Below are 24,092 nucleotides of genomic sequence, written 5' to 3' on the forward strand. Positions count from 1 at the left end.
CCGGAGGGTCCGCGCTGCGGGCCCTTCCGGGTGGATGGCGGTTCCGGCCCTGCTGTTCTTCCTGGTCTTCGCGATCATTCCACTGGGCGGGGTGGTGATCCTGAGTTTCTCCAACTGGAACGGACTGGGGGCCATTACCTGGGCCGGATTGGGAAGTTGGACAGAGGTTGTGACCTCGTCCGTAACGGTCAACGCCCTGGTGGTCACCGCCAAGGTAATCGTCTACTCATTCGTGGTGCAGACGCCCATCAGTATGCTGCTCGGAATCTTCATCGCAGGCAACCAGAAGTACAGAGCTCTGCTGGCCGTGCTGTATTTCGTTCCATTGCTGCTCTCTTCCGCCGCAGTGGCCATTGCCTATAAGGCGTTGCTCGACCCGAACTTCGGCCTGGCAGCGGGATTGAACGTGCCGGCACTCGCGCAGAACTGGTTGGGCAATCCTGACCTGGCTCTTTTCGTCGTCATCTTCGTCATCGCCTGGCAGTTCGTGCCGTTCCATACGCTGATCTACCAAGGCGGTGTCCGGCAGATTCCGGCGTCCTTGTATGAAGCCGCCGAAATTGACGGTGCTGGGCGGATCAAGCAGTTCTTCCACATCACGCTCCCGCAGCTGAAATACACCATCATCACCTCCTCCACGTTGATGGTCGTCGGTTCGCTGGCCTACTTCGACCTGGTATTCGTGCTCACGGGCGGCGGCCCCGGTTACAGCACCAGAATTTTGCCTCTGCACATGTACCTGACTGGCTTCCAAGCTAATGACATGGGTGCCGCCGCCGCGCTGAGCGTGATTCTGGTGGTCATCGGACTCGGTCTGGCACTGTTCCTGCAGCGGCTCGGCGGCAAAGACCGTTCGGCCAGCCAATTGGAAGGACTGTAGATGACTACGACCAAAACGGCTGAGGTAAGACGTCGCCAGGAGCAGCGGCCGGAAGCGCATTCGCCGAAACCGGCACGGACTATCGGCGGGCGCCGGCTTCCAAATCTGCCTGGCAGCCTGGGCGCGTGGCTGTGGCTGGCGGTGATCATCCTTCCGATTTACTACGTCATTATCACCAGCTTTAAACCTCGGGCCGGCTTCTTCAGTACCAACCCGCTGTGGGTGCCTGATCCCACGCTGGAGAACTATGCCCTGGTGCTCCAGAACGACTTCCTGCGTTATTTTGCCAACAGCCTGATCGTGACGGTCGGCAGTGTGCTCCCCGCACTGCTGGTGTCCTTCATGGCCACCTACGCGATTGTGCGGGGCAAAACGAAGTTTCTCGGCATGACCAACAGGTTGTTCCTGCTCGGGCTGGCGATCCCGCTGCACGCCACGATCATTCCGATCTATTACATGGTCGGCAAGATGCAGCTGTATGACACGCTGTTGGCTTTGATCCTGCCGTCCGTCGCCTTCGCCATACCGATTTCGGTGCTGATCCTGGCGACCGCCATGCGGAATGTGCCGAATGAGCTGTTCGAATCAATGCGGCTCGACGGTTGCTCGGACTGGGCAATGATGTGGCGGCTCGCACTGCCGATGACCCGGCCGGCGGTGGTCACCGTGGGCATCTACAACGCCCTGCAGGTCTGGAACGGTTTCCTGTTCCCGCTGGTGCTGACCCAGAGTCCTGACCTTCGCGTTCTCCCCTTGTCCCTGTGGGCCTACCAAGGACAGTTCGGGTCGAACATTCCCGCGGTGTTGGCCGCCGTCGTGCTCGCAACACTGCCACTGCTTGTGCTCTACGTTGTTGCCCGCCGACAGCTGGTGGGCGGTCTAGCTGCAGGTTTCAGCAAGTAACGTTCATTTCAATCTCTCGAGGTAATTACGTATGACCATTAATGCCAACGCGACCGACGTCGACAATGCTTGGCTTGATCAGTCCTTGACGGCTGGGGAACGTGTGGAATCACTCGTGGCCCAGATGTCGCTGCCTGAGAAAGCCGCGCAGCTGTACGGCTTGTGGTTGGCTCCGCCCAAGGAAGGCGGTGACGTCGCTCCACACATGAGCGACCTGTCCGGAAACGTCGATATCGAGTCCCTCGTACCGCACGGTGTGGGACAGTTGACCCGTCACTTTGGGTCAGCGCCGGTGGATCCCGCCGAAGGAGCGGCATCGTTGGCCCGCCTTCAGCAGCGGATTGCTGCCGGCAACCGTTTCGGCATTCCCGCTGTTGCGCACGAGGAGTGCTTGGCGGGTTTTACGGCGTGGGGTGCGACGGCGTACCCGGTTCCGTTGTCCTGGGGCGCGACGTTCAACCCCGGACTGGTGGAGGAAATGTCCTCACGCATCGGCGCGGGAATGAAGAGCGTCGGCGTGCACCAAGGACTGGCACCCGTACTCGATGTGGTCCGTGATGTCCGCTGGGGGAGAGTCGAAGAGACGATCGGTGAAGATCCGCTGCTGGTGGGCACGATTGCGACGGCGTATGTCCGCGGTCTGGAATCGAGTGGCATTGTCGCGACCCTGAAGCACTTCATTGGTTACTCTGCGTCCAGGGCGGGACGGAACCTTGCTCCTGTTTCGATGGGGCCGCGCGAGTTTAACGACATCATGGTCCCGCCATTCGAAATGGCCGTCCGCGACAGCGGTGTACGTTCAGTCATGCACTCCTACACCGACCTCGATGGCATTCCAACCGCAGCCGACGAGACGCTGCTGACCGGACTGTTGCGGGAGAAGTGGGGCTTTGACGGGACGGTCGTCGCCGACTACTTCGGGGTCTCGTTCCTGAAGACCTTGCACCAGGTCGCTGGCACATGGGGCGACGCCGCTGCGCAAGCCCTGCGGGCGGGTCTGGACGTTGAACTTCCCACGATGAAAGCCTTTGGCGATCCCCTTATTGCAGAAATCGAGGAGGGCCGGCTCGACGAAGCGTATGTCGACCGTGCTCTGCGCCGCGTGCTGCACCAGAAGCTGGAGCTGGGCCTGCTTGACCGGGACTGGTCAGCGTTGCCTCAGGGATGGACGGAGGACGACCTCGACGACGCTGCCGGCATCCGCGGGCGGGTGGACCTGAATCCTGCTGCGGACCGTGACGTCGCCCGCAAGCTTGCCGAACAAGCAGTAGTTTTGGTCAGCAATGACGGCACCCTGCCAGCCGCGACACCCCAGCGGATCGCCGTCGTCGGGCCCAATGCCGACGACGCACTCAACTTGTTGGGCTGCTACTCATTCCCCGGACATGTAGGCCCTGCCTATCCGGATGCTGGGCTTGGGATCGAAATCCCAACGGTGCTGCAGGCTCTTCGGGCCGAGTATCCGGACGCGGACATTGAGTTCGCCCCCGGTGTCAGCGTCGACGGGACCGACACGGGCGGCATTCCGGAGGCGGTTGCGGCAGCGTCCCGTGCCGACCTCGTGATCGCGGTGCTGGGGGACCGGCCCGGATTGTTCGGACGGGGCACTTCGGGAGAAGGGTGTGACGCCGAAACCCTCAAGCTGCCCGGCGGCCAATGGGAGCTGCTCGACGCCGTGCTGGACTTAGGAACCCCGGTGGTCACCACGCTCGTGGCTGGCCGGACATACTGGCTGCAGGATGCACCCGAGCGTTCGGCCGCCATCGTGCAGTCGTTCTTTCCGGGTGAAGAGGGAGCTGGGGCGCTCGCAGGGGTCATCAGCGGGCGGATCAATCCGTCGGGCAGACTGCCAGTTGGTATCCCGGCGCAGAGCGGAGGCCAGCCGGGGACGTACCTTGCCGCGCCGTTGGCGGGGCCAAGCCAGGTGTCCAATACCGATCCAACGGCACGGTTCCCGTTCGGACATGGGTTGGGATATTCGGAATTCATATGGACTGAGCCCCGGATCTCCGAGACTGCCATTGCTACGAACGGCGCCACCAGAGTAGGGATCACGGTGACCAACAACGGAGCAGGGGCAGGTGCCGACGTCGTGCAGTTGTATCTGCACGATCCGGTGGCCAGCGTTGTCAGGCCAGTGATCCGGCTCGTGGGCTATCAGCGGGTGGAGCTGGAAGCCGGGCAATCCGTGGACGTGGAATTTGAGGTGCACGCTGACCTGGCTGCGTTTACCGGCAGAGACTACCACCGGATTGTGGAGCCAGGCGTCGTCGAGCTTCGATTGGGTGCGTCAAGCGGCAATATCATCCACATAATTGAATGCACGGTGACCGGCGAAACCCGGGTGGTCAACCACACCCGGGCGTTGCAGGCGCAATCGACGGTTCGCTCAGCCCAAGCCAGGGTTTGAAAGCCCCCGAAATACAAAAGGGCGGGATCCGCGAAGAGTTGATCCGGTCCTTTTGATCCTCAAATCCGGATACTGGCCCTTTTGGCCATACCATGAGGTGCCTGCGCGGCTATGAAGTGTATCCGAAGTCTCTTCGGGTCAGGATCTGGCCGTTCAACTCGATCCGTGCATAATCCGGCTCAGTTCTGAAGCCGTCATAGTGGTCGCCGAAAACGAGCAGCGCTTCAACTGCAATTTTGAGCCAATTGAATTTATCGTCGAGGCCCCTGGGCTCGTGGTCGCCGGCCTCCGACACCTGAAACGAGAAATAGCTCTTACCGAAATGTTCAATGCGGGTCACTCGGTATGGTTCACCGGTATTAGAATCTACGAGGCCGTGCTCAATCGAGGTGGTGAAACGAATTCGTGCATCGCCTTGAGCAAGGATGAATACGCCACCGGGTGAGCGGAAGTTAAGCGACACCAGCTGTAGCGTTGTTCCCGTTTCCGGATCCAGCACCCTTGTAGCCCCGGACGAGCGGCCGTCGTCCCGCGCGTAGATAGTAAACATCGAGACCGGTACCCCCATGACATTGGTGGTGCCCATCAGGAGCAACGTTACGCTCGCACGTTTTGACCAATAAACCTATACCACCGGCACTGCGCATTAACAGGTGCCGCCGGCGCCCATCCAATGGGCGCGGGCGGCGATGTGCTTTGGCGTCTATCAGCGGGCGTTGAGCAGGTGTTCCATCGCCAGCTGATTGAGACGTACGAAGGCGAACGAACGCTGTGCGGCGGCATCGGCGTCGAACTTCTCGAAGGATGCTTCATCGTTGAGCAGGTCTTCGGTGCTCTCCCCGGCGGCCAAGGTCGATTCGGAGAGGTTGAAGACCCCGGACTCTTGCATCGCTGCCTGGACTTCGGAGTCCGCGCGGAAGGCCTGGGCACGTTCCTTGAGCATCAAGTACATGGACATATTCGCCTCTGCCGATGCCCACACGCCGTCGTAACCGTCGGTACGTGAAGGCTTGTAGTCGAAGTGGCGGGGACCGTCGTAGCGGGGTCCGCCGCCCGGGAAGCCGTTCTCGATCAGGTCGACGGTGAAGAAGGCGCTGGTGAGGTCGCCGTGACCGAAGACGAGGTCCTGGTCGTACTTGATGGAACGCTGGCCATTCAGGTCGATGTGGAACAGCTTGCCGGACCACAATGCCTGCGCGATGCTGTGGGTGAAGTTCAGGCCGGCCATCTGTTCGTGGCCCGTTTCCGGGTTCACGCCAACGATGTCGCCGTGGTCCAGCTGGTTGATCAGAGCGAGGGCGCTGCCGACCGTGGGCAATAGGATATCGCCGCGGGGTTCATTCGGCTTGGGTTCAATGGCGATCCGAAGATCGTAACCCTTCTCCTTGATATAGCCGGCAACCGTATCGATGCCTTCCTTCATCCGGTCAAAAGCGGCCGACAGGTCCTTGGAACCGTCGTATTCGCTGCCTTCCCTGCCGCCCCACATGACGAATGTCCTGGCATCCATCTCGGCCGCCAAATCTACGTTGGCGAGCACCTTCCTGAGGGCGAAGCGCCGGACACTGCGGTCATTGGAGGTGAAGCCTCCGTCCTTGAACACCGGATGGGTGAAGAGATTAGTCGTGATCATTGGAACCGCCAGGCCTGTTTCTTCCAGAGCGGCCTTGAAGTTCTTCAGAATCAGCGACCGTTCGGATGCATCCGCATCGAAGGGAATCAGGTCGTTGTCGTGGAAGGTGATCCCGTACGCGCCCATGTCACTCAGCCGGTGCACGGCCTCAACCGGATCGACCGGTGTGCGGGTCGCTTCGCCAAAGGGGTCCTGGCCGGTCCAGCCAACCGTCCAAAGTCCGAAGGAAAAGCGGTCGTCCCGGGTGGGTTGTACAGTCATTGAAGGCACCTCATGCTGGTTATTTGATGTGATCTGAATTAGTTTTCAAGTTGAACTATATGATGCTGGCGGCGGCGGGTCAATAGATTTGCTAACCGGAAAAGGCTGAAGCGAGGAGTACCGTGACCACTAGTGCAGACGCGGCACTGCGGACCACCAATCGTGGAACACCGGGGCGGGTTGGAGATGTCCGCCGTCAGAATCTCGCCCTGATCATGCACCGGCTCGACGCAGCCGGGCAGATGACAAGGGCACAGTTGGCGGCCGGGACGGGACTGACCAAGGCCTCCGTGTCGAGCTTGGTTGCAGATCTCATGAGTGCAGGGCTGGTGAGTGAGGTTGGGCTGAACCGGATCGGTGAGCGCGGCCGCCCAGGGCTGGGGGTCGCATTGAATACCGCAGCGGCGGCATTGGGAATGGAAATCAACGTCGACTATATTGCCGTCGGCGTCCTGGACTTCGCCGGTGAACTTCACTTTCATGCCGTGCGGGAGGAACATAACGCCGGAAGGCCACCCGCAGAGGTCCTGAGCTCGCTTAAGGTGCTGGCGGATGAAGCGCTGGAACAGGCAAGTGATTCAGGAATGAGAGTCCATGCCGGCGGACTGGCCGTTCCCGGTTTGGTTGATCCCGCCAATGGACGCGTTCAACGTGCCCCAAATATCGGCTGGCGTGATGTGGATGTCGCGCAATGGGCGGACGCATTAGTTCCCACGGCAAGTTTCGGTACGGCCGTCTTCAATGAGGCGAACACGTCTGCACTGGCGGAACTTTGGTACGGGCACGGCCGGAATCTGGACAATTACCTCTTCATCTCCGGCGAGGTGGGTATCGGTGGCGGCGTCATTATTGGATCGGAACTCTTTGAAGGACCCGGTGGCAATGCCGGCGAGATCGGCCATGTCGTCGTGGACCCTAACGGGCCGGAGTGCTCCTGCGGAGGAGCCGGGTGTCTGGAAAGATACGCCGGACAGGAGGCAATACTGGGCCAAGCCGGAGTAGCTGGCAACAACACGGTTGAACGGATGACGGCGTTGGTCGAATCTCTGGACAATGGGGAATCTGCCGCAATGGCCGCCGTGGAACGCGCCGGACACCACCTTGGCGTGGCCACAGCATCTACTCTTCGGATGCTTAACCTCGACGCGGTTGTCCTGGGTGGCCATTTCGCGCAGCTTGAACGCTGGATAATCCCTGCGTTCAAGAGCAGCGTGAACCGGCATGCGCCAACTTTGCTGACTGAGGATCGGACCCTGGTATCGGAACTCGGGCCGAGGGCCGCCGTCATGGGAGCTGCTGGAAGCCGCGTCAGGAGTGTGCTCCAACAACCCTACGAACTATTCGGCTGACGAGAGTTGAAACTACTCCGGGGCATGCACCAATTTGTTTTGCGGTATGTCTCAATTTCGTATAGGTTCTAAACTTTTTACGAAAATCCTTTGACCCCTTCATGGGATGCCCGTAGTTTTGCCTGCAGTCGTATCGCCCAGTGGGTGGCCACACCAGCGGCTTGGGCGCCACATCCTTGAAGGGAATCTCAATGAAGAGAAGCAAATTTTTTACCGGTATAGTAGCGGCCGGAGTTCTTACTCTTGCCCTGACGGCATGCGGCGAGGGCCGTGCCGACACCGGAGGAGGTTCAGAGTCCAACGAGGGCGCTCTGGTGGGAGTGGCAATGCCGTCGCAGCAACTGGAACGCTGGATTGCCGACGGCGCGAATGTTAAAAGTGAGCTGGAAGAGCGCGGCTATAAGGTCGATCTTCAGTACGCGAATGGTGACATCCCCACTCAAATCTCACAGGTCGAAAATATGGTCACCAGCGGTGTCGAAGCGTTGATTATCGCTTCCATCGACGGAACAACACTGACAAGCGTGCTCGAGACGGCAGAGCGGCAGGATATTCCGGTAATCGCCTACGACCGCCTGATCAACGGTTCCGAGACTGTCGACTATTACACGACGTTCGACAATTATCAGGTCGGCGTCCAGCAGGGTACGTCACTGCTAACCGGTCTTGGCATCCTCGACGAGAACGGAAAAGAGACCGGCGAGAAGGGACCATTCAACATCGAGCTCTTCGCCGGTAGCCCGGATGACAACAACGCTGGTTTTTTCTGGAACGGCGCCATGGATACCCTGCAGCCCTATCTCGATAGCGGGGTGCTGAACGTGCCCAGCGGGCAGACAAAGTTTGAGCAAGCTGCCATTCAGGGTTGGCTGCCAGCCAATGCACAGTCCCGGATGGAGGACCTGCTGACCGTTGGCGGCGGCGCCGAGCTCGATGGCGTCCTTTCCGCGAACGATGGTCTGGCCATCGGCATAATTTCGGCGCTCACTTCCGCCGGGTACGCCAAAGACGATCTGCCGGTGGTCACAGGTCAAGATGCAGATCTGGCCTCGGTCAAATCAATTATCGCGGGCGAGCAATACTCCACAATCTTCAAGGACGTCCGCAAGCTCGGCGAAAGGGCAGTCATCATGGTCGACGACCTGCTCAAGGGCGAGAAACCGGAAGTCAATGATACCGAAACCTATGACAACGGCAAGAAGATCGTGCCCGCATACCTGCTTGAATCCGAAATTGTGACCGTTGAAAACTACGAAGAAGTCTTGGTGGACAGTGGCTTCTATAAGGCCAAAGAGCTCAAATAGGCGGTCCGAGCATTGAGACGACCGCCACTGGGTTCTGGGAAAACCTGACGGCGGTTGTTTTATAAATGGGATCGGTCAGATTCTGATCGGGATGACACTCCAAGAAAGTGGCGGCGAGCCGATTGCGGGAGTCGATTTTGCACCATAGCACCAGGGGCCAAGAGCGGCAATAGGAACGCGATTTATCGAGTCGAACCGGCCGGCACCCGTTGACGCCCCTTCTCCTCGTTGTAACGCTTGGCTTGTCCCAATCACTCAATGGTGGAGTAAATCGTGAGTAGATCCCTCGAAAGTCCTCGCAGACTTCTCGGTGCGATCGGTGCCGGAGCAATGCTCTGCACCTTGGTCGTAGCAGCCCCAGTGAACGCGGCTCCTGCCTCGACAGCGCCCGGGCACGGAACGTGTAAAACATCGGACCAGCCACAGTTCAATGGTTGGACAACGTATGAAGAACTCGGTCCAAAACTGGAAAAGATCGAGGCAACAAGCGGTGGTCGGGTGGAGGTGGAAGTGGTCGGCCAAACTGAGCTCGGACGCAACCTCTACACGGCTCGAGTTGGAACAGGAGATCGTGTTGCTCTGGTTCAGAGCGCTATCCATGGCAATGAACGCACGGGTACAGAAGCGCTCCTCGCCATTCTCAAGAAACTCGGTTCGAGCAACGACCCTGCCACGCTCCGTGCACTGGAAGGGGTGACTCTGGTCGCCATGCCGATGGTCAATCCCGACGGTGGTGAGCTGAATCGCCGCACCAACGTCATTTCGTGGGAAGAGGTTGAGCGCCGCCATCCACAGCTTGAGGAGGCCCCTCGAGCCTGGTACCACAGGCTCACGAATGGAGGGATCAATTTGCCCGGTTTTGACCTGAACCGGGACTTCAACGCCGACCTCGACTACGTGCCACAGCCCCAGGATCTTCCGGGTGATCCAAAAGACGCCGGTTTCTACCTCTCTCCCGAATCGCAGACCATCCGGGATGTCTACGTCGACCTGCAGGAAGAATTTGGCGAAGTCGATGTCGTTGTCGATCTGCACCACATGGGTCCCTGTGATCAGCAGACAGGCGGCGAACAAGATGGCAAGCACATTTCAGTGGCACTGGACTACCCGCCACTTGGAGCCAACGATGGCGCCGCATATAAGGAGGACTGGCCGCTACTGGACCAGGACAAGTCCCGACGTTACGCCTTGGCGGTTGCCAACGGTATCAAGGACAGCTACGGGATTCAGTCACCTCTTGCAGCGGTAGGCCGTTACTATCATCCTGATGAGCGCGAATACGCCGGTCAAGGGCGGTCTGCTTTTGCCCTTAATGGCTCGGCGACCGTTCTCTTTGAAGTCAGAGGACAATCTGACGGCTTTGGTCAAAAGATGAAGGGCATGCTCGTCAAGACGGTCCAAACCGGCGTCGAGGCCCTCATCGATTCGATGGCAACCGGCGACGTCGATTCCCTCAATGGTGATGACTTCTTCGACTACCCGGACTACGGCTGGGACCACTCAGATTAATCTGCTGAGGAAACAAAAACCAGTGTCATGAAGACAGCTATGGGCCCGCAGTAATTTTTCGCTGCGGGCCCGTAGCTGTCCTACCCGAGCGTCTTTTCGAGGTAGGGATTGCCGAATTTGCCAGTCGGGTCGTGCTTCTCCATCAGGCTCCGGAAGTCGTTGAAGCGCGGGTAGAGGGGTGCAAGTTGGTCGGCGCCGGCGGCGAAGAGTTTGCCCCAGTGCGGTCGTGCTCCGAGCGGCGCTAACGCTGACTCGATGTCCGGGAGCAGGGTTTCGACGTCGGCCTGGCGGGGTTTCCAGGTCAGGTGGAACGCGACGCTGTCCTGTCGGTAGCTGGGGCTGAGCCAGAATTCGTCGGCGGCGATGGTCCGTACTTCCGAGACATACAACAGCGGAGCGATCCGGTCTGCGAGCCCGCGCAGCTGTTCCAGGGCGGCCGCCGCGTGTTTGCGCGGAAGAATGTACTCACTCTGCAACTCGTCGCCGTTGCTCGGGGTGAATTCCGGGCGGAAGTGGGGCAGCCGTTCCAGCCACGGTCCGGGAACGCCGAGTTGCTCGGTGCAGTTTTCGCCTGACATTTCAGGCAGCGGGTGCCGCGGGATGGTTGCGGCGGTCGCCCCGAAGAAGGTCTGCGGGCCAACGTCACTGCCGCCGTCGTCGTCAATCCGTGCCTTTTGCCAGACCTGGGCGATACTGTCTTCGTAGTAATCCGTGAATAGGCTGACGCTGTAGGCGCTCGCGGCGATCTCCTCGAAGTTTTCCAGGGCCGCTGCCCATGGCAGCCGTTCGAAGACGCGCTGGCTCACCTGGTAAGTCGGTTCGATGGCGAGCTCGACGGCGGTCACGATGCCGAGGGCGCCGAGTCCCACCACGCTGCCAAGTAACTCGTCGCCGTCGGACTCCTCCAGCCTTTCGATTTCGCCGGAGGCTCGGACCAGTTCGATCGCTTTTACCGCTGAGGCGAGACCACCGTTGCCGACGCCGGAGCCGTGGGTTCCGGTCTGCAGGGCGCCGGCTACGGAGATGTGGGGGAGGGAGGCCATGTTGTGCAGGGCATAGCCGCGTTCGTGCAGGTGCTGGGCCAATTCTCCGTAACTTGTGCGGCCGGGAACCCGGACGATGCCGCGTGCCTCGTCGATCTCCGGGCGGCCACCCAATCCGTCCAGCAGGATATGGGAGCCGCCGGTATCGGCGATATTGTTGAAGCAGTGCAGTGAGCCCAGTGGTTTGATCTTCGCTGCGGCGGCGACTGTTTCAGTGAGTTCTGCCAGCGACGAGGGACGTTCCACCCCGGTTGCTGAGTAGTCCAGATTTCCTGCCCAGTTTTTCATAACAACTTCCGGTGGAGGTGGATGATCGCATTGTGTCCGTACCGTGATCGGTCAGACGCTATCGGACACACGAGGGCAATGCTATGTTAGCGGTAACAATGTGTCGAGCATTGCTCCTATGATGACGCCCGGAGGATCCGCAGATGTCTGAAACAGCCCAGCGGCAGGGGCGCGCTCCGGTGATGGGCGACGTCGCCAAGAGGGCGGGCGTGTCGCACCAGACGGTGTCGAGGGTGCTCAATGACCATCCCAACGTCAGCCCGAAAACCAAGGCGCTCGTGGAAAAGGCGATCGCCGAGCTCGGTTACCGGCGCAATATTGCTGCGCGGAATCTGGTGACGCGCAAGTCCCAGACGATTGGCGTGCTCGGCAGCGAGATATCCCAGTACGGTCCCTCGAACACGCTGCTTGGCGTTGAGCAGGCCGCACGCGCCGCCGGGTACTTCGTCAGCATGGCCGCGTTGCGTGAGGTAACCCCTGCGGCGATCCATGATGCGGTCGGCCACTTCATGGACCAGGGCGTGGATGGCGTCGTCGTCGTGGTTCCACATCCTGGAACGATCGAGGTGCTCCATGAACTCAAGATCGACGTTCCGTTGGTTGCTGTGGGTTCCAGCGGCGACGGCGAATTCCGCGGGGTGGCGGTGGATCAGCGGTTGGGCGCGATGCTGGCCGTCAACCACCTGGTGGAGCTGGGCCATCGAAGGATTGCCCACTTATCTGGTCCTGCGGATTGGATCGACACGGACGCACGCATCCAGGGCTGGCGCGATTCGTTGGCAGGTGCCGGATTGACGGAATCGGTGCTGCTGAGTGGTGATTGGAGTGCCGAATGCGGCTACCGAACCGGCTTGCAACTGGCCCGTGATCTGTCCTTCACCGCGCTCTTTGTCGCGAATGACCAGATGGCGCTTGGTGTCCTGTTGGCCTTCCACGAGGTGGGGATCAAAGTGCCCGACGACGTCAGCATTGTTGGCTATGACGATCAGCCTGAGGCGGCGTATTTCATTCCTCCGTTGACTTCCGTTGGTGCCGACTTCGAGGAGCTGGGCAGGCGTTGCATTGAAACCTTGCTTAATGATGCCGACGCCGATAGTGCGGTACCCGGGGTCACTTCAGGTTTGGATTCCGGCAGCGGTGCACCATTGGTGAAACCGCAGCTCATCGTCCGGTCGACGACGACGGCACCGCCGGCATAGTTTTCAGACGCACCAGGAGTGATTCTTGACACTTCATGTTGTTAGCGCTCACAATTGATCTCAGTTCCACTTCCCTTCTCTTAGAAACCGGCACCGGGAAGTCCTGTATGCCGGATGGAGGCTTCATGTACTCGGACGATTCAGCCGGCGGTAGCGCCGAAAAGTATGTGATCGGCGTCGACTTCGGCACCTTGTCCGGACGTGCCGTCGTCGTCCGGGTTTCCGATGGCGCCGAACTTGGCAATGGCGTTTTCGAGTACCCGCACGCTGTCCTTACCGGCCGCATCCCGGGCGGCGACGGGCTGCCCAATGATTGGGCGCTGCAGGTTCCCGAGGACTACCGTGGCGTTCTGCGCAACGCGGTACCAGCCGCCGTGAAAGACGCCGGGATTGATCCCGCGGACGTGATCGGCATCGGGACGGATTTCACCGCCTGCACCATGGTTCCGACGACGGCGGATGGCACCCCGCTGAACGAACTGGAGCGCTTCGCCGACCGGCCGCATGCCTACGTGAAACTGTGGCGCCACCACGCCGCGCAGCCGCAGGCGGACCGGATCAACCAGCTGGCCGAGGAACGCGGCGAGGCGTGGCTGGCGCGCTATGGCGGCCTAATTTCCTCCGAGTGGGAGTTCGCAAAGGGTCTGCAGGTGCTGGAGGAGGATCCGGAAGTTTATGCCGCCATGGACCACTGGGTCGAGGCCGCGGACTGGATCGTCTGGCAGCTCGCGGGTGGGTATGTCCGCAATGCGTGCACCGCCGGCTACAAGGGCATTTATCAGGACGGCGAGTACCCGTCCGAGGATTTCCTGTCCGCGCTGAATCCGGAATTCAAGGACTTCGTGGCGGCCAAAGTGGAGCACAGGATCGGGCGTCTTGGCGAAGCCGCCGGGATGCTCACCGAAGAGGCTGCTGCCTGGACCGGACTGCCGGCGGGCATCGCTGTGGCGGTCGGGAACGTCGATGCGCATGTCACCGCCCCCGCCGCCCGTGCGGTTGAGCCGGGCCAGATGGTCGCAATCATGGGAACGTCGACCTGCCATGTGATGAACGGGGAAGGCCTGGCCCAGGTCCCGGGCATGTGCGGCGTGGTCGACGGCGGCATCCTGGACGGGCGTTGGGGTTATGAAGCGGGCCAAAGCGGTGTCGGTGACATCTTCGGCTGGTTCGTGAACAACTGCGTTCCGGCCGCCTATTCCGAAGCGGCAGCCACGAGGGGTGTCGGAGTGCACGAGTACCTGACCGATTTGGCATCCGGACAGCGGATCGGCGAGCACGGCTTGATCGCGCTGGATTGGCACAGCGGAAACCGCTCGGTTCTGGTCGACCACGAACTCTCCGGCGTCGTCGTCGGTCAGACCTTGGCGACCAAACCGGAAGACATCTACCGCGCGCTCCTGGAAGCCACCGCTTTCGGCACCCGCACCATCGTGGACGCGTTCAACTCCTCAGGCGTGCCGGTGCGCGAACTCGTGGTCGCCGGGGGACTGGTGAAGAACCCGTTGCTGATGCAGATTTACGCCGATGTCACAGGACTGCAGCTGTCCACGATCGGCTCCACGCAGGCGCCCGCATTGGGATCGGCGATTCACGCGGCGGTAGCGGCGGGAGCGTATGCCGACGTGAAAGCGGCATCCGAAGCGATGGGCAGCGAGCCGGCAGCTGTGTACACGCCCGTTCCGGAGAACCAGGAGGCTTACGAGGCGCTCTTCGCGGAGTACACGGCGCTGCACGACTACTTCGGCCGGGGAGCAAACGAGGTGATGCACCGGTTGAAAGCCATCCAACGCGCAGCGGCGACGACGGCGACGGTGTCGGCTTCCGCTGATGATGGCGCCGGTGCCGGTGACAGTAACGGTGCCAATAGCGGTGCCTCGGTTGCCGAAACATCGACGACGGCGGTGTCCGCGTGAGTGCGCTGCTTGAGACGATCCGCCGGCTCCGGGTAGAGGTCTGCGAACTGCACGCGGAGCTGGTCCGCAATGAACTTGTCGTCTGGACGGCCGGGAATGTGTCGGCGCGAGTTCCGGGGGAGGAGTTGATGGTGATCAAACCGTCCGGCGTCTCCTATGCCGACCTCATTCCCGAGTCGATTGTGGTCACCGATCTCTATGGCATCCCGGTCGATGGCGAGTGGGGCAACCCGGGCTTCTCGCCGTCGTCGGACACTGCTGCGCATGCCTACGTCTACAGGCACATGCAGGAGGTGGGCGGCGTCGTGCATACGCATTCGACCTACGCCACCGCCTGGGCCGCGCGCGGAGAAGCGATTCCCTGCGTGCTGACCATGATGGCGGACGAGTTCGGCGGGGAGATCCCGGTCGGGCCGTTCGCGCTGATCGGCGACGACTCGATCGGCCAGGGCATCGTCGAGACGCTCCGGACCTCGAACTCGCCGGCGGTGCTGATGAAGAACCACGGCCCCTTCACTATCGGCAAGGATGCCCGTGCCGCCGTGAAGGCCGCCGTGATGTGCGAGGAAGTGGCCCGGACGGTGCACGTGTCGCGCCAGCTCGGCCAGCCGCTGCCCATCGAGGCCGCACAAGTCGCTTCGCTCTACGCCCGGTACCAGAACGTCTACGGCCAGCCGGCCGGCACCGCTGCAGAGTAACGCCATAACTCCGGCCGACGCGGCCACTTCCAATAAGGAGAAACTTGAATAACGCATCATCGACATCGCTGGACGGCTACGAGGTTTGGTTCCTGACCGGAAGCCAGCACCTTTATGGCGAGGACGTCCTGCGGCAGGTCGCGGAGCAGTCGCAGCACATCGCCGAAACATTGAACGAAGCCAGCGAGGTTCCGGTCCGGATTGTCTGGAAGCCGGTGCTGACCGATTCGGACGCGATCCGGCGCACGGCTCTGGAGGCAAACGCGGCGGACCACGTCATCGGTGTTTCGGCCTGGATGCACACTTTTTCTCCGGCCAAGATGTGGATCCGCGGGCTCGATGAGCTGCGCAAGCCGCTGCTGCACCTGCACACGCAGATCAACGTCGAGCTGCCGTGGGCCGATCTCGACTTCGACTTCATGAACCTGAACCAGTCCGCGCACGGCGACCGGGAATTCGGCTACATCCAGTCCAGGCTCGGGGTCCCTCGCAAGACCGTCGTCGGGCACGTTTCCAATCCCGACGTCGTCCGCCAGATCGGGACCTGGCAGCGCGCCGCCGCCGGCTGGGCAGCCATCCGCTCGCTGAAGTTAACCCGGTTCGGTGACAACATGCGCAACGTCGCCGTCACCGAGGGAGACAAGACGGAAGCCGAACTGCGTTTCGGCGTTTCGGTCAATACCTGGTCCGTCAACGAGCTCGCCGAGGCGGTGCACTCGGCGCCGGAGTACGACGTCGACAAGCTGGTGGCCGAGTACGAGGACATTTACGACGTGGCACCGGAGCTGCGGGTCCACGGGGAACGGCATGAGTCGCTCCGCTACGGCGCCCGGATCGAGCTGGGGCTGCGCAGTTTCCTGGAAGCCTCCGGCTCCGCGGCCTTCACGACGTCGTTCGAGGACCTGGGCGAGCTCCGCCAGCTTCCCGGACTGGCGGTCCAGCGGCTGATGGCTGACGGGTATGGATTCGGTGCTGAAGGTGACTGGAAGACGGCGATCCTGGTCCGTGCCGCCAAGGTGATGGGCTCCGGCCTGCCAGGCGGCGCGTCGCTGATGGAGGACTACACCTACCACCTGGTGCCCGGCCAGGAGAAGATCCTCGGCGCGCACATGCTCGAGGTCTGCCCCTCGTTGACCACATCCAAGCCGCGGCTCGAGATCCATCCGCTCGGTATCGGCGGCCGCGAAGATCCCGTCCGGCTGGTGTTCGACGCCGATCCGGGCGCGGGCGTCGTCGTCGCGCTGTCCGACATGCGCGACCGGTTCCGGCTGGTGGCCAACGCCGTCGACGTCGTTCCGCTGGATGAGCCGCTGCCAAACCTGCCGGTCGCCCGCGCCCTGTGGGAGCCGAAGCCGGACTTCGCCACCTCGGCCGCCGCGTGGCTCACCGCCGGCGCCGCGCACCACACGGTACTGTCGACCGGCGCCGGAGTGGAGGCCTTCGAGGACTTCGCCGAAATGGCCGAAACCGAGCTGCTGTTGATCGACGAGGATACCTCGCTGGGGCAGTTCAAGAAGGAAATCCGTTGGAACCAGGCGTACTACAAGCTCGCCGGCGGGCTTTAAGTCTGCCTTCGGCGCCGTCTTAGTCGAGTTGCAACACCAGGCGCAGAGAGCTGTCAATTGCTTCCAGCTCCCGGCGGTTGGTATGGCCAACACGTTCTCCCAGGCGCTCGGGGGCTACTGCGACGGTTTGCTCAGTCAGCACCTGCGTCTCGTCCTCTCCGATGGTAATCGTGGGGCGGAAAATCCGTGGTGGTGCAGAGGGGGAAGTTGGCGCCACGAGTAAAGTCGACAGCAGCAAGTCGTCGGACTGGACGACGACGGCGTACCTGGCCCCGCGCTGTTCATTGCCACGTGCTCCCCGAGGGGCCTTGAGGCGGTGGATGTCACCACGCACGTAACTCGGCCATCTCAGTGAGTACCTGTCGGCTCTCGGCAAGGTCGGCCGGGTCGCTGGAAAGCTCCAGAGACTCTCGGCGCATTTGTTCCCGCCTACGCAGCCGAACGGCGTCCACCAGCGCCTGCCGGATCGCGTCGGACACGCTCGACCCATCGGCCGTCAACTCCGCCAGCGCGCGCTCGGCCCGTTCGTCGGTTCTGAAGTGCACGACAGCCATAAGTCAATGTTGCGCCATGTGGTAAGACGATGCCACTACAACTTCGGCCTTACTGCTTGCGATCCATTGCGACATCTTCATGGGTCTGGAATTCGAGTTTTCTCCAGCCGCCCTTACGGTAGACCGGTGTGCCGACGAGCAGGACCGTCACCATCACCGCCACAATCCCCACCATGACGCTGGCCATGGACAGCGCACCGCCGCCCAGGAACCCGACCAACGGGCTGATGATCCCCGCAATCCCGGATTTGAGGGCACCCATGACAGCCGAGGCCGTACCGGCCATATGCCCGTAGTTGTTCAGCGCGAGCACAGTGGCATTCGCCGCGATCATGCCTTGGGTTGCGAAGATCAGCCACAGGCCCACCAGCACCCCGGACAGACCGCCGGCACCGGTGACGACAATTAGCAGCAGCACCACTCCGAACGTGAACTGCGCGAGGACTCCTGTGCGCAGAATCTTTGCCGGTGCGACCCTGCGCACGAGGCTGGCATTGACCTGCGCCGAGATAATCAGCACCACACCGTTAAGCGCGAAGACCAGCGCGAACTGGGAGCCACTGAGACCGTACTGATTCTGGAACACGAACGGCGAACCCACCACGTAGCTCATAATGACACCGAGCCCGAGTCCGGGAACGATCGCCAGGGACATGAACTGGCGGTCGCGCAGCAGGAACCAGTATGACCGCGCAATCTGTTTCGGCCGGCCTCCACGGCGGCTTTCAATCGGCAGGGTTTCCGGCATCCATTTCCAGACGATGATGACCAAGACCAGGCCGATGAGCGCCAGGGCGTAGAAGACGGCGCGCCAATGCCACTGGTCAGCGATGACCTGCCCGATCGATGGCGCAAACAGCGGCGCGACGCCAATGACGAGCACCAGCCGAGACATCAGTCGTGCCGCATCTGAACCGATGAAACGGTCGCGGATCACGGCGATTGCGACGACGGCGGCCGCGGCGTTGAAGAAACCCTGCAGGATCCGCAATCCGATGAGCGTGGCAATATCGGGAGCGATGGAGCAGGCCATGGAGATGACGATGTGCAGCGAGATGCCGACCATCAGAGGCAGACGGCGTCCAAACCGGTCGGACAACGGACCGATGACGAGTTGGCCGAAACCGCCGCCGATGAGCATCGCCGACAAGGTGAACTGCACTGCGGCCTGGCTCGCCTGAAGGTCGTCGGCCACATCCGGCAGCGACGGAAGGTACATGTCGGTCGACAGGGCAGGCAGCGCGGCCAGTGCCCCGAGCATCAGGACATACTTGACGCCGGGTACATGACGGGGGCGGTTTCCTGAGACGTCGGTCACTCACTCAACCCTAGCGAAGGTCACGAGGCCTGTCTCCGGGACCGGCTCTATCGGTTCAACTGAGCCTGATCATGACCTTTGATGAACCGGTGGAGCGGTCCGCCGCGAGCCCGAACCCGCGGATCGCGTCTTCGATGTCCACTTCGTGGGTCATCAGTGGCCCGACGTCGACCCCGCCCGCCATCAGCTCGAGGGCCCCGCTGATTTCGTCAACAAACCGATAGGAACCGCGGTAGTCGATTTCGCGGGTAACGATGTTTCCGAGCGACGCCTGAACATCGCCGGCCGGGAGGTTGCCGACCTGGACCAGGACACCTCCGCGCCGGACTGCGGCAATCACGCCGCCCAGCGCGCGAGGTGCACCGGAAGCCTCGATCGCGATATCGACGTCAGCGGGCAGGACGCCGTCCCGGGCAGGGTTTACCGTTTCGTCGGCGCCCATGCGGCGGGCGATGTCCAGGGCGTCGTCGGCGAGGTCGGCCGCGATCACGCGCTTCGCGCCGGCGGCCTTGGCGGCGGCAACGGACAAGGCACCGATCGGTCCGCAGCCGTTGACCAAAACCGTTCGGCCGGCCACCGCACCGGCCCTGGACACGGCATGCAATGCCACGCCGAACGGCTCGGCGAGTGCGGCCTCCTTGAGCGATACGCCGTCGGGCACCCGGCCCAATTGGTCCGGCCGTACCGTGCGGAACCTGCTGAAGGCGCCCTGTTCGTGAGGGTGGAAGGCAGCGGAACCGAAGTAGCGGACTTCGGGCCAGATATTGGTACGGGCAGTAAGCTCCGGCGCCACCTCGTGTTCACCGACCAAGGTCGCGGGATGCAGCGTCACCGGTGTTCCGACATCGGCCCCGATGCCAGCCACCGCCTCAGTTGCATTAGCCCCGATCTGGACCACGCGGCCGGAGACTTCGTGGCCAAGCACCAGCGGATCGGACAGAACAGCGGTGCCTGAGGCGCCGTGTTTCCAGTAGCCGATGTCGGAGCCACAGATGCCGCCCCATTCCAGCTCCACCAGGACCTCATCCGGCCCGCACACCGGATCCGCGATCTCTTCGACCCTCAGGTCATCCTTGCCATGGACGATAACTGCCTTCATGCCGCGCTCCCTGTCTTCCGCCGTCGTCTGCTGCTTCCCGTCGTCGGACCTTAGAACATGTTGACCAGGCCCATGACTCCGACGAAAAATACTGCGACGGCGGACAGCACGAGCATAATCGTGAAGAACTTGCCGTCCTTGACCAGCGGATCGGTCTGCCGGCGGGCCAGGTAGACCGTGCAGGCCGCAACGCCCATAAGGAACACAGCATTGAGGATGCCGGCCAGGACCACCAGGGCCAGCGGCGAGGACACGATGGTGCCAAACAGCCCCCACACAATGGGCAGGATGATCATAATGGCGCGCATCCAGCGGTCGCGCTTGATCTGGTTGTCCCAATCGAAGGCACCGAATACGGCCAGTGTGTTGCCTACCTGGCGTCCCAGGCTTGGAACGTTGGCGATGATCGTCTTGAACAGTGCCAGGCCGGCACCGACGAGGAACACCACGGCACCCCACTGCCCAACCTCAGTGGAGAAGATGCTGGAAATCGTGGTCATCACCTCGTCGCCCGCGGGAACGATGCCCTGCGGGTGGAGAACTGCGGCGCCGAGGATGTAGAAAGCCGCCGTGGAGATGGTGTAGACGAACCATGCCACCCAGGCATCGATCTTCATGACGGAGATCCAGCCACGGGCACGCCTCACCCATGCCTCGGATCCGTCGTTCTTGCCCGACCAGGCGGCATAGCCCTTTTCGACGCACCAGTAGGTATAGGCGGTGATTTCGCCGGCGCCAACACCGGTCAGGCCGAACATTGACAGGGCGACGCCGAAGGAACCAATGGCAACCTGGAACCGCATGCCGTCCATCAGGTCGCCTGCGGTCCAGGAGAACTCCGTGCCCTGGATTGCGAACACCATGACGACCGCAAAAACGCCGACGAGCAACACGAGAGAGGTCGAAATCCGCTCGACCACGGTGTACTTGTTGGTCAGGTGGATGGCGATCGCAATGGCCACCAGGATGGCCACCCAACTGCCGATCGACACAAAGGAAAAGGGATCACCGCCGATTGGCATCAATGCGGAGAAGGCGAACGCGGAGGCGCTGATGACGCCCGCCTGGCTGGTGAGGAACTGGACAAACATGAGCAGTACAAGCCAGGCCATCCAGCCGCGCTTGCCGATCTTCGGCGGAACCTCGTTGTAGCCGGTCACGGCGACCTTGCCGGTGGAGATGGACCAGCGGCCCAGCTCGATTTGCACCCAGACCTTGATGAAGGTGGAGACAAGCACCAGCCACAGGAGGAGGAACCCAACTTCCGCGCCCAACGTCGTCGCAGTCAGCAGTTCTCCGGATCCGACGACGGCGGCCGAAGTGATCATGCCCGGCCCCAGGAACCGGAACTTACCGCGCAGTGTCTTGGGCGGCTCCTGGATATCCTGGGGGTTCAGCGCATACGGATCGGCCAGGTCACTCGTGACGAGGGTAGGACGGGACGTGTTGGTGGACATGCAACTCCTGTTCAAATGTGGATCCCCGCCGTGCGGACGAAAGCACGGGGCGTGGCGCAGCACTTCGCCGCGGGGCAACCTCATCGATGCGGCTGCCAGACCCTCAAAGAGGGTAGGCCCTGGCCGCTATGCGTGAAAAGTCCTTGCCACAAGTTGCATTTTCACTTCAGCGACACGGGCTCCATCAGCATCCCGACATAATCCCGCATCCACCAAAGGCCCGTCTCCCGCTTCTCCCGCCGGGTGGAGAACCGGTAGCGGAACACCCGCGCCCGCACCAGCCGAGGCCGCTCGCCATCGAAGGGGTCGGTGCGCAGCAACTTCAGTATTTTCGGATCAGCTTGCAAAAGCTTCGTCACCAACGGCGTGAACCAGCCGCCGTCGGACCCGAGCGCAAGGAACCACATCATCCAGTCGAGCCGGAGATGGTAGGGCGCAAATTGCCTCGGCCGGCGGGCAGGGTCGCCGGGTTTGCCCTTGAACTCGTACGCCTGCCAGCGGGAACCGGGTCCGCCGTCGTCGATTGTCCCTTCCACGATCACCTCATAGCGCACTCTCGTGACGCTCCCGAACGCGCCGTAGGCGTTGCACAGGTGAAAGCGGTTGAAACTGGCGTTCATCAGCTGTCGGCGGGCGAAGAGGTTCCGCAGCGACGGCCAGCTGAGATAAGCGATGAGCAGGGCCATGAGTACGACGACGACGGCGAACCACACCGGCGTGCGTCCGTAGCCGGGGTCGAGGGAAATACCCGGTAGTAACGCTTGGTAGAAGGAATCGGGCACGGCGCTGAAGGTCAGGATCAACGTCAGCCAGTTCAGCCAAGCAAAGTTTCCGGAAACCACCAGCCAGACCTGCGTGATGATGATGACGACGGCGGCAATCCCGGCAATTGGTTGCGGAGCGAACAGGAAGAACGGCACAACCAGCTGGGTGAAGTGGTTGACGGCGACCTCGATGCGGTGCAGCGGTTTGGGGGACAGATGGAAGAACCGGCTGGCCGGATTCGGCATCGGCTGGGTTTCGTGGTGGTAATAAAGGGCGGTGAGGTCGCGCCAGGAGCGGTCACCGCGCATCTTGATCATGCCTGCGCCGAATTCCAGGCGGAAGACCAGCCATCGGATTGCCAACAGTGTCAGCAACGGTGGTGCGACGTCGTTCGAGCCCAGGAATGCCACCAGGAATCCGGACTCCAGCAGCAGGCTCTCCCATCCGAATCCGTAGAAGACCTGTCCTACCTTCACAATCGACAAGTACAGGCCCCAGATAATCAGGAACGCGAGCATCGGCAGCCAGGGCGGTCCTGCTTGCGGAAGGCCAAGCACCAGCAGGAACGAGATGAGGCATCCTGCCCAGGCGACAGCACGCAGAATACTGTCGGAGTAACGCCAACGGAAGATCGTCGGCCCGGCCCGCTTTCCGGCCATTTCCAGGAACCGGGGCACCGGGAGCAGGCCGTTTTCACCCAGCAGTGCCGGAAACTGATTTACGGCAGAGAGGAAGCCAATCAGGTAGACCGCAGCCACTCCGCGCTGCAGGATCTGCCGGCCGGCTTCGTAGCCCTCGGCGGCGAGTGCGACTCCCAACCACTCCATGGTTCAACGATTGTGCGGCACCGGGAGGACGTCAATAGCGCTGGCCGGCCATTTGTATGCAGATCAGAGGGTTAGCTGGTGCTGTGTCTTATAGTCTGTCCGGTGGACTGGAAGCAGGGTATAGGCGAAGTGGGAAGCGGGATTGTGAACGGAAACGCAGGAAGCACCAAGCGCGGGCAATTGACTGGAACCGAATACGCCATCAGTGCGGGGGAGTACGACGCCGTTATCGTTGCCCAAGGCGCGGCGCTGCGCCAGTTGCAGCACCGCGGCCGGGACCTGGTGGTCAGCTTCGAGGCCGGCGCTCCCATCCCTGATTACCGCGGCGTCATCGCGGCGCCCTGGCCCAACCGGATCGCCGACGGGAAATACACCTTCGACGGCGCGCAGTACCAAGTGGAGGTCAATGAACCTGAACGGAATACCGCCCTGCATGGGTTGGTGTTCGACCGGGAATGGCAGGTTCAGGACCAGGGCGATTCATCCGTGACCCTGGCCTGCGGGCTGGAGCCGACAAGCGGTTATCCGTTTCCTCTCCGTCTCGAAGTGCAGTACCGGCTCGACGACGCTGGGCTGCACACGACCGTCACAGCAGCCAATACCGGCGACCGTCAGGCGCCTTACGGCGTGTGCCCGCATCCCTATCTGGTCGCCGGTGCATCCCCGCTGGACGAGTGGGTTCTCCAATTGCCGGCCGACACCTTTCTTGAGGTGACCGGGGACCGGTTGCTGCCCGTGGAGACGGTCACGGTTCAGGACCATGAATTCGACTTCCGGGCTGCGCGGGCGATCGGCAGCGTTGAGATCGATCACGCTTTTACCGACATCAACTGGAATGTGGAAGGCCGCGCCACGTTGCTGTTGCGCGACCCGGCAGGAACCGGCGTCGGCATGAGTTGGGACCGGACCTGCCCTTGGCTGCAGGTGCACACCGCGGACAAACCGGAGCCACTTCCCAGCCGGCTGGGTCTCGCCGTCGAACCCATGACCTGCCCGCCCGACGCCTTCAACAGCGGCACGGACCTGGTCCGCCTGGATCCGGGTGAGGAGCACTCCGCGGGCTGGAGTATTTTCGCATCCTGAAACAGGAAAGCGGTAGAACCTATAGGATTTATCC

At 61.8% G+C, this 24,092-nt stretch carries 20 protein-coding genes; 11 read left to right on the forward strand and 9 right to left on the reverse strand.

The annotated features are described in order from the left end of the window. The first annotated feature begins 34 nt into the window (after positions 1-34). Genes ACX80B_RS08055 through ACX80B_RS08065 form a run of 3 tightly spaced genes read left to right on the forward strand, consistent with a single transcriptional unit; the run spans position 35 to position 4,193 of the window. Positions 35-880 carry a carbohydrate ABC transporter permease gene (locus ACX80B_RS08055; RefSeq protein ID WP_459294970.1) on the forward strand — a complete coding sequence of 282 codons (846 nt, stop codon included), beginning with the start codon at positions 35-37 and terminating at the stop codon, positions 878-880. Continuing rightward, on the forward strand, positions 881-1,783 hold the full coding sequence (locus tag ACX80B_RS08060; RefSeq protein ID WP_459294884.1) for a carbohydrate ABC transporter permease: 903 nt from the start codon (positions 881-883) through the stop codon (positions 1,781-1,783). Between the two features lie 31 nt (positions 1,784-1,814). Then, entirely contained in the window at positions 1,815-4,193 is a 2,379-nt protein-coding gene (locus ACX80B_RS08065; protein WP_459294886.1) for a beta-xylosidase/alpha-l-arabinosidase, read from the forward strand. A gap of 109 nt (positions 4,194-4,302) precedes the next feature. Here the strand turns inward: ACX80B_RS08065 and ACX80B_RS08070 are convergent, their stop codons facing one another. Continuing rightward, a complete protein-coding gene (locus tag ACX80B_RS08070) occupies positions 4,303-4,779 on the reverse strand; it encodes a hypothetical protein (protein ID WP_459294888.1) in 477 nt (158 codons plus the stop codon). Positions 4,780-4,899: 120 nt separating this feature from the next. Next, on the reverse strand, positions 4,900-6,087 hold the full coding sequence (gene xylA, locus ACX80B_RS08075; protein WP_459294890.1) for a xylose isomerase: 1,188 nt from the start codon (positions 6,085-6,087) through the stop codon (positions 4,900-4,902). 122 nt (positions 6,088-6,209) lie between these two features. Here xylA and ACX80B_RS08080 point away from each other — a divergent pair, with 122 nt between their 5' ends. From ACX80B_RS08080 to ACX80B_RS08090, 3 genes are all read left to right on the forward strand, one after another. Continuing rightward, positions 6,210-7,436, forward strand: a complete 1,227-nt coding sequence (locus ACX80B_RS08080) for an ROK family transcriptional regulator (RefSeq protein ID WP_459294892.1) — start codon at positions 6,210-6,212, stop codon at positions 7,434-7,436. A 191-nt stretch (positions 7,437-7,627) separates the two neighbouring features. Further along, the gene (chvE, locus tag ACX80B_RS08085; RefSeq protein WP_459294894.1) at positions 7,628-8,740 is read left to right on the forward strand and encodes a multiple monosaccharide ABC transporter substrate-binding protein; all 1,113 of its coding nucleotides are present in this window, start codon (positions 7,628-7,630) and stop codon (positions 8,738-8,740) included. Between the two features lie 273 nt (positions 8,741-9,013). Continuing rightward, positions 9,014-10,249 (forward strand): M14 family zinc carboxypeptidase, encoded by a 1,236-nt coding sequence (locus tag ACX80B_RS08090; RefSeq protein WP_459294896.1) that lies wholly within the window; start codon positions 9,014-9,016, stop codon positions 10,247-10,249. An 80-nt stretch (positions 10,250-10,329) separates the two neighbouring features. Here the strand turns inward: ACX80B_RS08090 and ACX80B_RS08095 are convergent, their stop codons facing one another. Then, complete coding sequence (locus tag ACX80B_RS08095) at positions 10,330-11,580, reverse strand: D-arabinono-1,4-lactone oxidase (RefSeq protein WP_459294898.1); 1,251 nt, start codon at positions 11,578-11,580, stop codon at positions 10,330-10,332. Positions 11,581-11,723: 143 nt separating this feature from the next. Here ACX80B_RS08095 and ACX80B_RS08100 point away from each other — a divergent pair, with 143 nt between their 5' ends. The 4 genes from ACX80B_RS08100 (at position 11,724) to araA (ending at position 16,955) form a co-directional block, all read left to right on the forward strand. Next, entirely contained in the window at positions 11,724-12,779 is a 1,056-nt protein-coding gene (locus tag ACX80B_RS08100) for a LacI family DNA-binding transcriptional regulator (RefSeq protein ID WP_459294900.1), read from the forward strand. Between the two features lie 125 nt (positions 12,780-12,904). Beyond that, positions 12,905-14,692 carry a ribulokinase gene (gene araB, locus ACX80B_RS08105; RefSeq protein WP_459294902.1) on the forward strand — a complete coding sequence of 596 codons (1,788 nt, stop codon included), beginning with the start codon at positions 12,905-12,907 and terminating at the stop codon, positions 14,690-14,692. After that, positions 14,689-15,390 (forward strand): L-ribulose-5-phosphate 4-epimerase, encoded by a 702-nt coding sequence (locus ACX80B_RS08110; RefSeq protein ID WP_459294904.1) that lies wholly within the window; start codon positions 14,689-14,691, stop codon positions 15,388-15,390. The genes araB and ACX80B_RS08110 overlap by 4 nt, the downstream gene beginning before the upstream one ends. Before the next feature lie 44 nt (positions 15,391-15,434). Beyond that, on the forward strand, positions 15,435-16,955 hold the full coding sequence (araA, locus tag ACX80B_RS08115; protein ID WP_459294906.1) for an L-arabinose isomerase: 1,521 nt from the start codon (positions 15,435-15,437) through the stop codon (positions 16,953-16,955). A 19-nt stretch (positions 16,956-16,974) separates the two neighbouring features. On the opposite strand, the gene ACX80B_RS08120 is transcribed toward araA, so the two are convergent. From ACX80B_RS08120 to ACX80B_RS08145, 6 genes are all read right to left on the reverse strand, one after another. Continuing rightward, entirely contained in the window at positions 16,975-17,289 is a 315-nt protein-coding gene (locus tag ACX80B_RS08120) for a type II toxin-antitoxin system PemK/MazF family toxin (protein WP_459294908.1), read from the reverse strand. After that, on the reverse strand, positions 17,279-17,500 hold the full coding sequence (locus ACX80B_RS08125; RefSeq protein WP_459294910.1) for a hypothetical protein: 222 nt from the start codon (positions 17,498-17,500) through the stop codon (positions 17,279-17,281). Before ACX80B_RS08125 ends, ACX80B_RS08120 begins: the two co-directional genes overlap by 11 nt. 58 nt (positions 17,501-17,558) lie before the next feature. Beyond that, the gene (locus tag ACX80B_RS08130; protein WP_459294912.1) at positions 17,559-18,827 is read right to left on the reverse strand and encodes a multidrug effflux MFS transporter; all 1,269 of its coding nucleotides are present in this window, start codon (positions 18,825-18,827) and stop codon (positions 17,559-17,561) included. Positions 18,828-18,882: 55 nt separating this feature from the next. Next, entirely contained in the window at positions 18,883-19,926 is a 1,044-nt protein-coding gene (locus tag ACX80B_RS08135; RefSeq protein ID WP_459294914.1) for an L-idonate 5-dehydrogenase, read from the reverse strand. Between the two features lie 50 nt (positions 19,927-19,976). Continuing rightward, complete coding sequence (locus ACX80B_RS08140; RefSeq protein ID WP_459294916.1) at positions 19,977-21,383, reverse strand: Nramp family divalent metal transporter; 1,407 nt, start codon at positions 21,381-21,383, stop codon at positions 19,977-19,979. Between the two features lie 161 nt (positions 21,384-21,544). After that, positions 21,545-22,975 (reverse strand): lipase maturation factor family protein, encoded by a 1,431-nt coding sequence (locus tag ACX80B_RS08145; protein ID WP_459294918.1) that lies wholly within the window; start codon positions 22,973-22,975, stop codon positions 21,545-21,547. 180 nt (positions 22,976-23,155) lie between these two features. On the opposite strand from ACX80B_RS08145, the gene ACX80B_RS08150 reads away from it, so the two are divergent. Then, positions 23,156-24,058, forward strand: coding sequence for an aldose 1-epimerase family protein (locus ACX80B_RS08150; RefSeq protein WP_459294972.1), 903 nt, complete (start codon positions 23,156-23,158; stop codon positions 24,056-24,058). The last annotated feature ends 34 nt before the right edge of the window (positions 24,059-24,092 follow it).

The organism is Arthrobacter monumenti (assembly GCF_054511255.1).

Bases quoted from the DNA above. Each gene is read 5' to 3' on its own strand.
- ACX80B_RS08055 (WP_459294970.1), top strand. From the start codon at position 35: ATGGCGGTTCCGGCCCTGCTGTTCTTCCTGGTCTTCGCGATCATTCCA.
- ACX80B_RS08060 (WP_459294884.1), top strand. From the start codon at position 881: ATGACTACGACCAAAACGGCTGAGGTAAGACGTCGCCAGGAGCAGCGG.
- ACX80B_RS08065 (WP_459294886.1), top strand. From the start codon at position 1,815: ATGACCATTAATGCCAACGCGACCGACGTCGACAATGCTTGGCTTGAT.
- ACX80B_RS08070 (WP_459294888.1), bottom strand. From the start codon at position 4,779: ATGGGCACCACCAATGTCATGGGGGTACCGGTCTCGATGTTTACTATC.
- xylA (WP_459294890.1), bottom strand. From the start codon at position 6,087: ATGACTGTACAACCCACCCGGGACGACCGCTTTTCCTTCGGACTTTGG.
- chvE (WP_459294894.1), top strand. From the start codon at position 7,628: ATGAAGAGAAGCAAATTTTTTACCGGTATAGTAGCGGCCGGAGTTCTT.
- ACX80B_RS08095 (WP_459294898.1), bottom strand. From the start codon at position 11,580: ATGAAAAACTGGGCAGGAAATCTGGACTACTCAGCAACCGGGGTGGAA.
- ACX80B_RS08100 (WP_459294900.1), top strand. From the start codon at position 11,724: ATGTCTGAAACAGCCCAGCGGCAGGGGCGCGCTCCGGTGATGGGCGAC.
- araB (WP_459294902.1), top strand. From the start codon at position 12,905: ATGTACTCGGACGATTCAGCCGGCGGTAGCGCCGAAAAGTATGTGATC.
- ACX80B_RS08135 (WP_459294914.1), bottom strand. From the start codon at position 19,926: ATGAAGGCAGTTATCGTCCATGGCAAGGATGACCTGAGGGTCGAAGAG.
- ACX80B_RS08140 (WP_459294916.1), bottom strand. From the start codon at position 21,383: ATGTCCACCAACACGTCCCGTCCTACCCTCGTCACGAGTGACCTGGCC.
- ACX80B_RS08145 (WP_459294918.1), bottom strand. From the start codon at position 22,975: ATGGAGTGGTTGGGAGTCGCACTCGCCGCCGAGGGCTACGAAGCCGGC.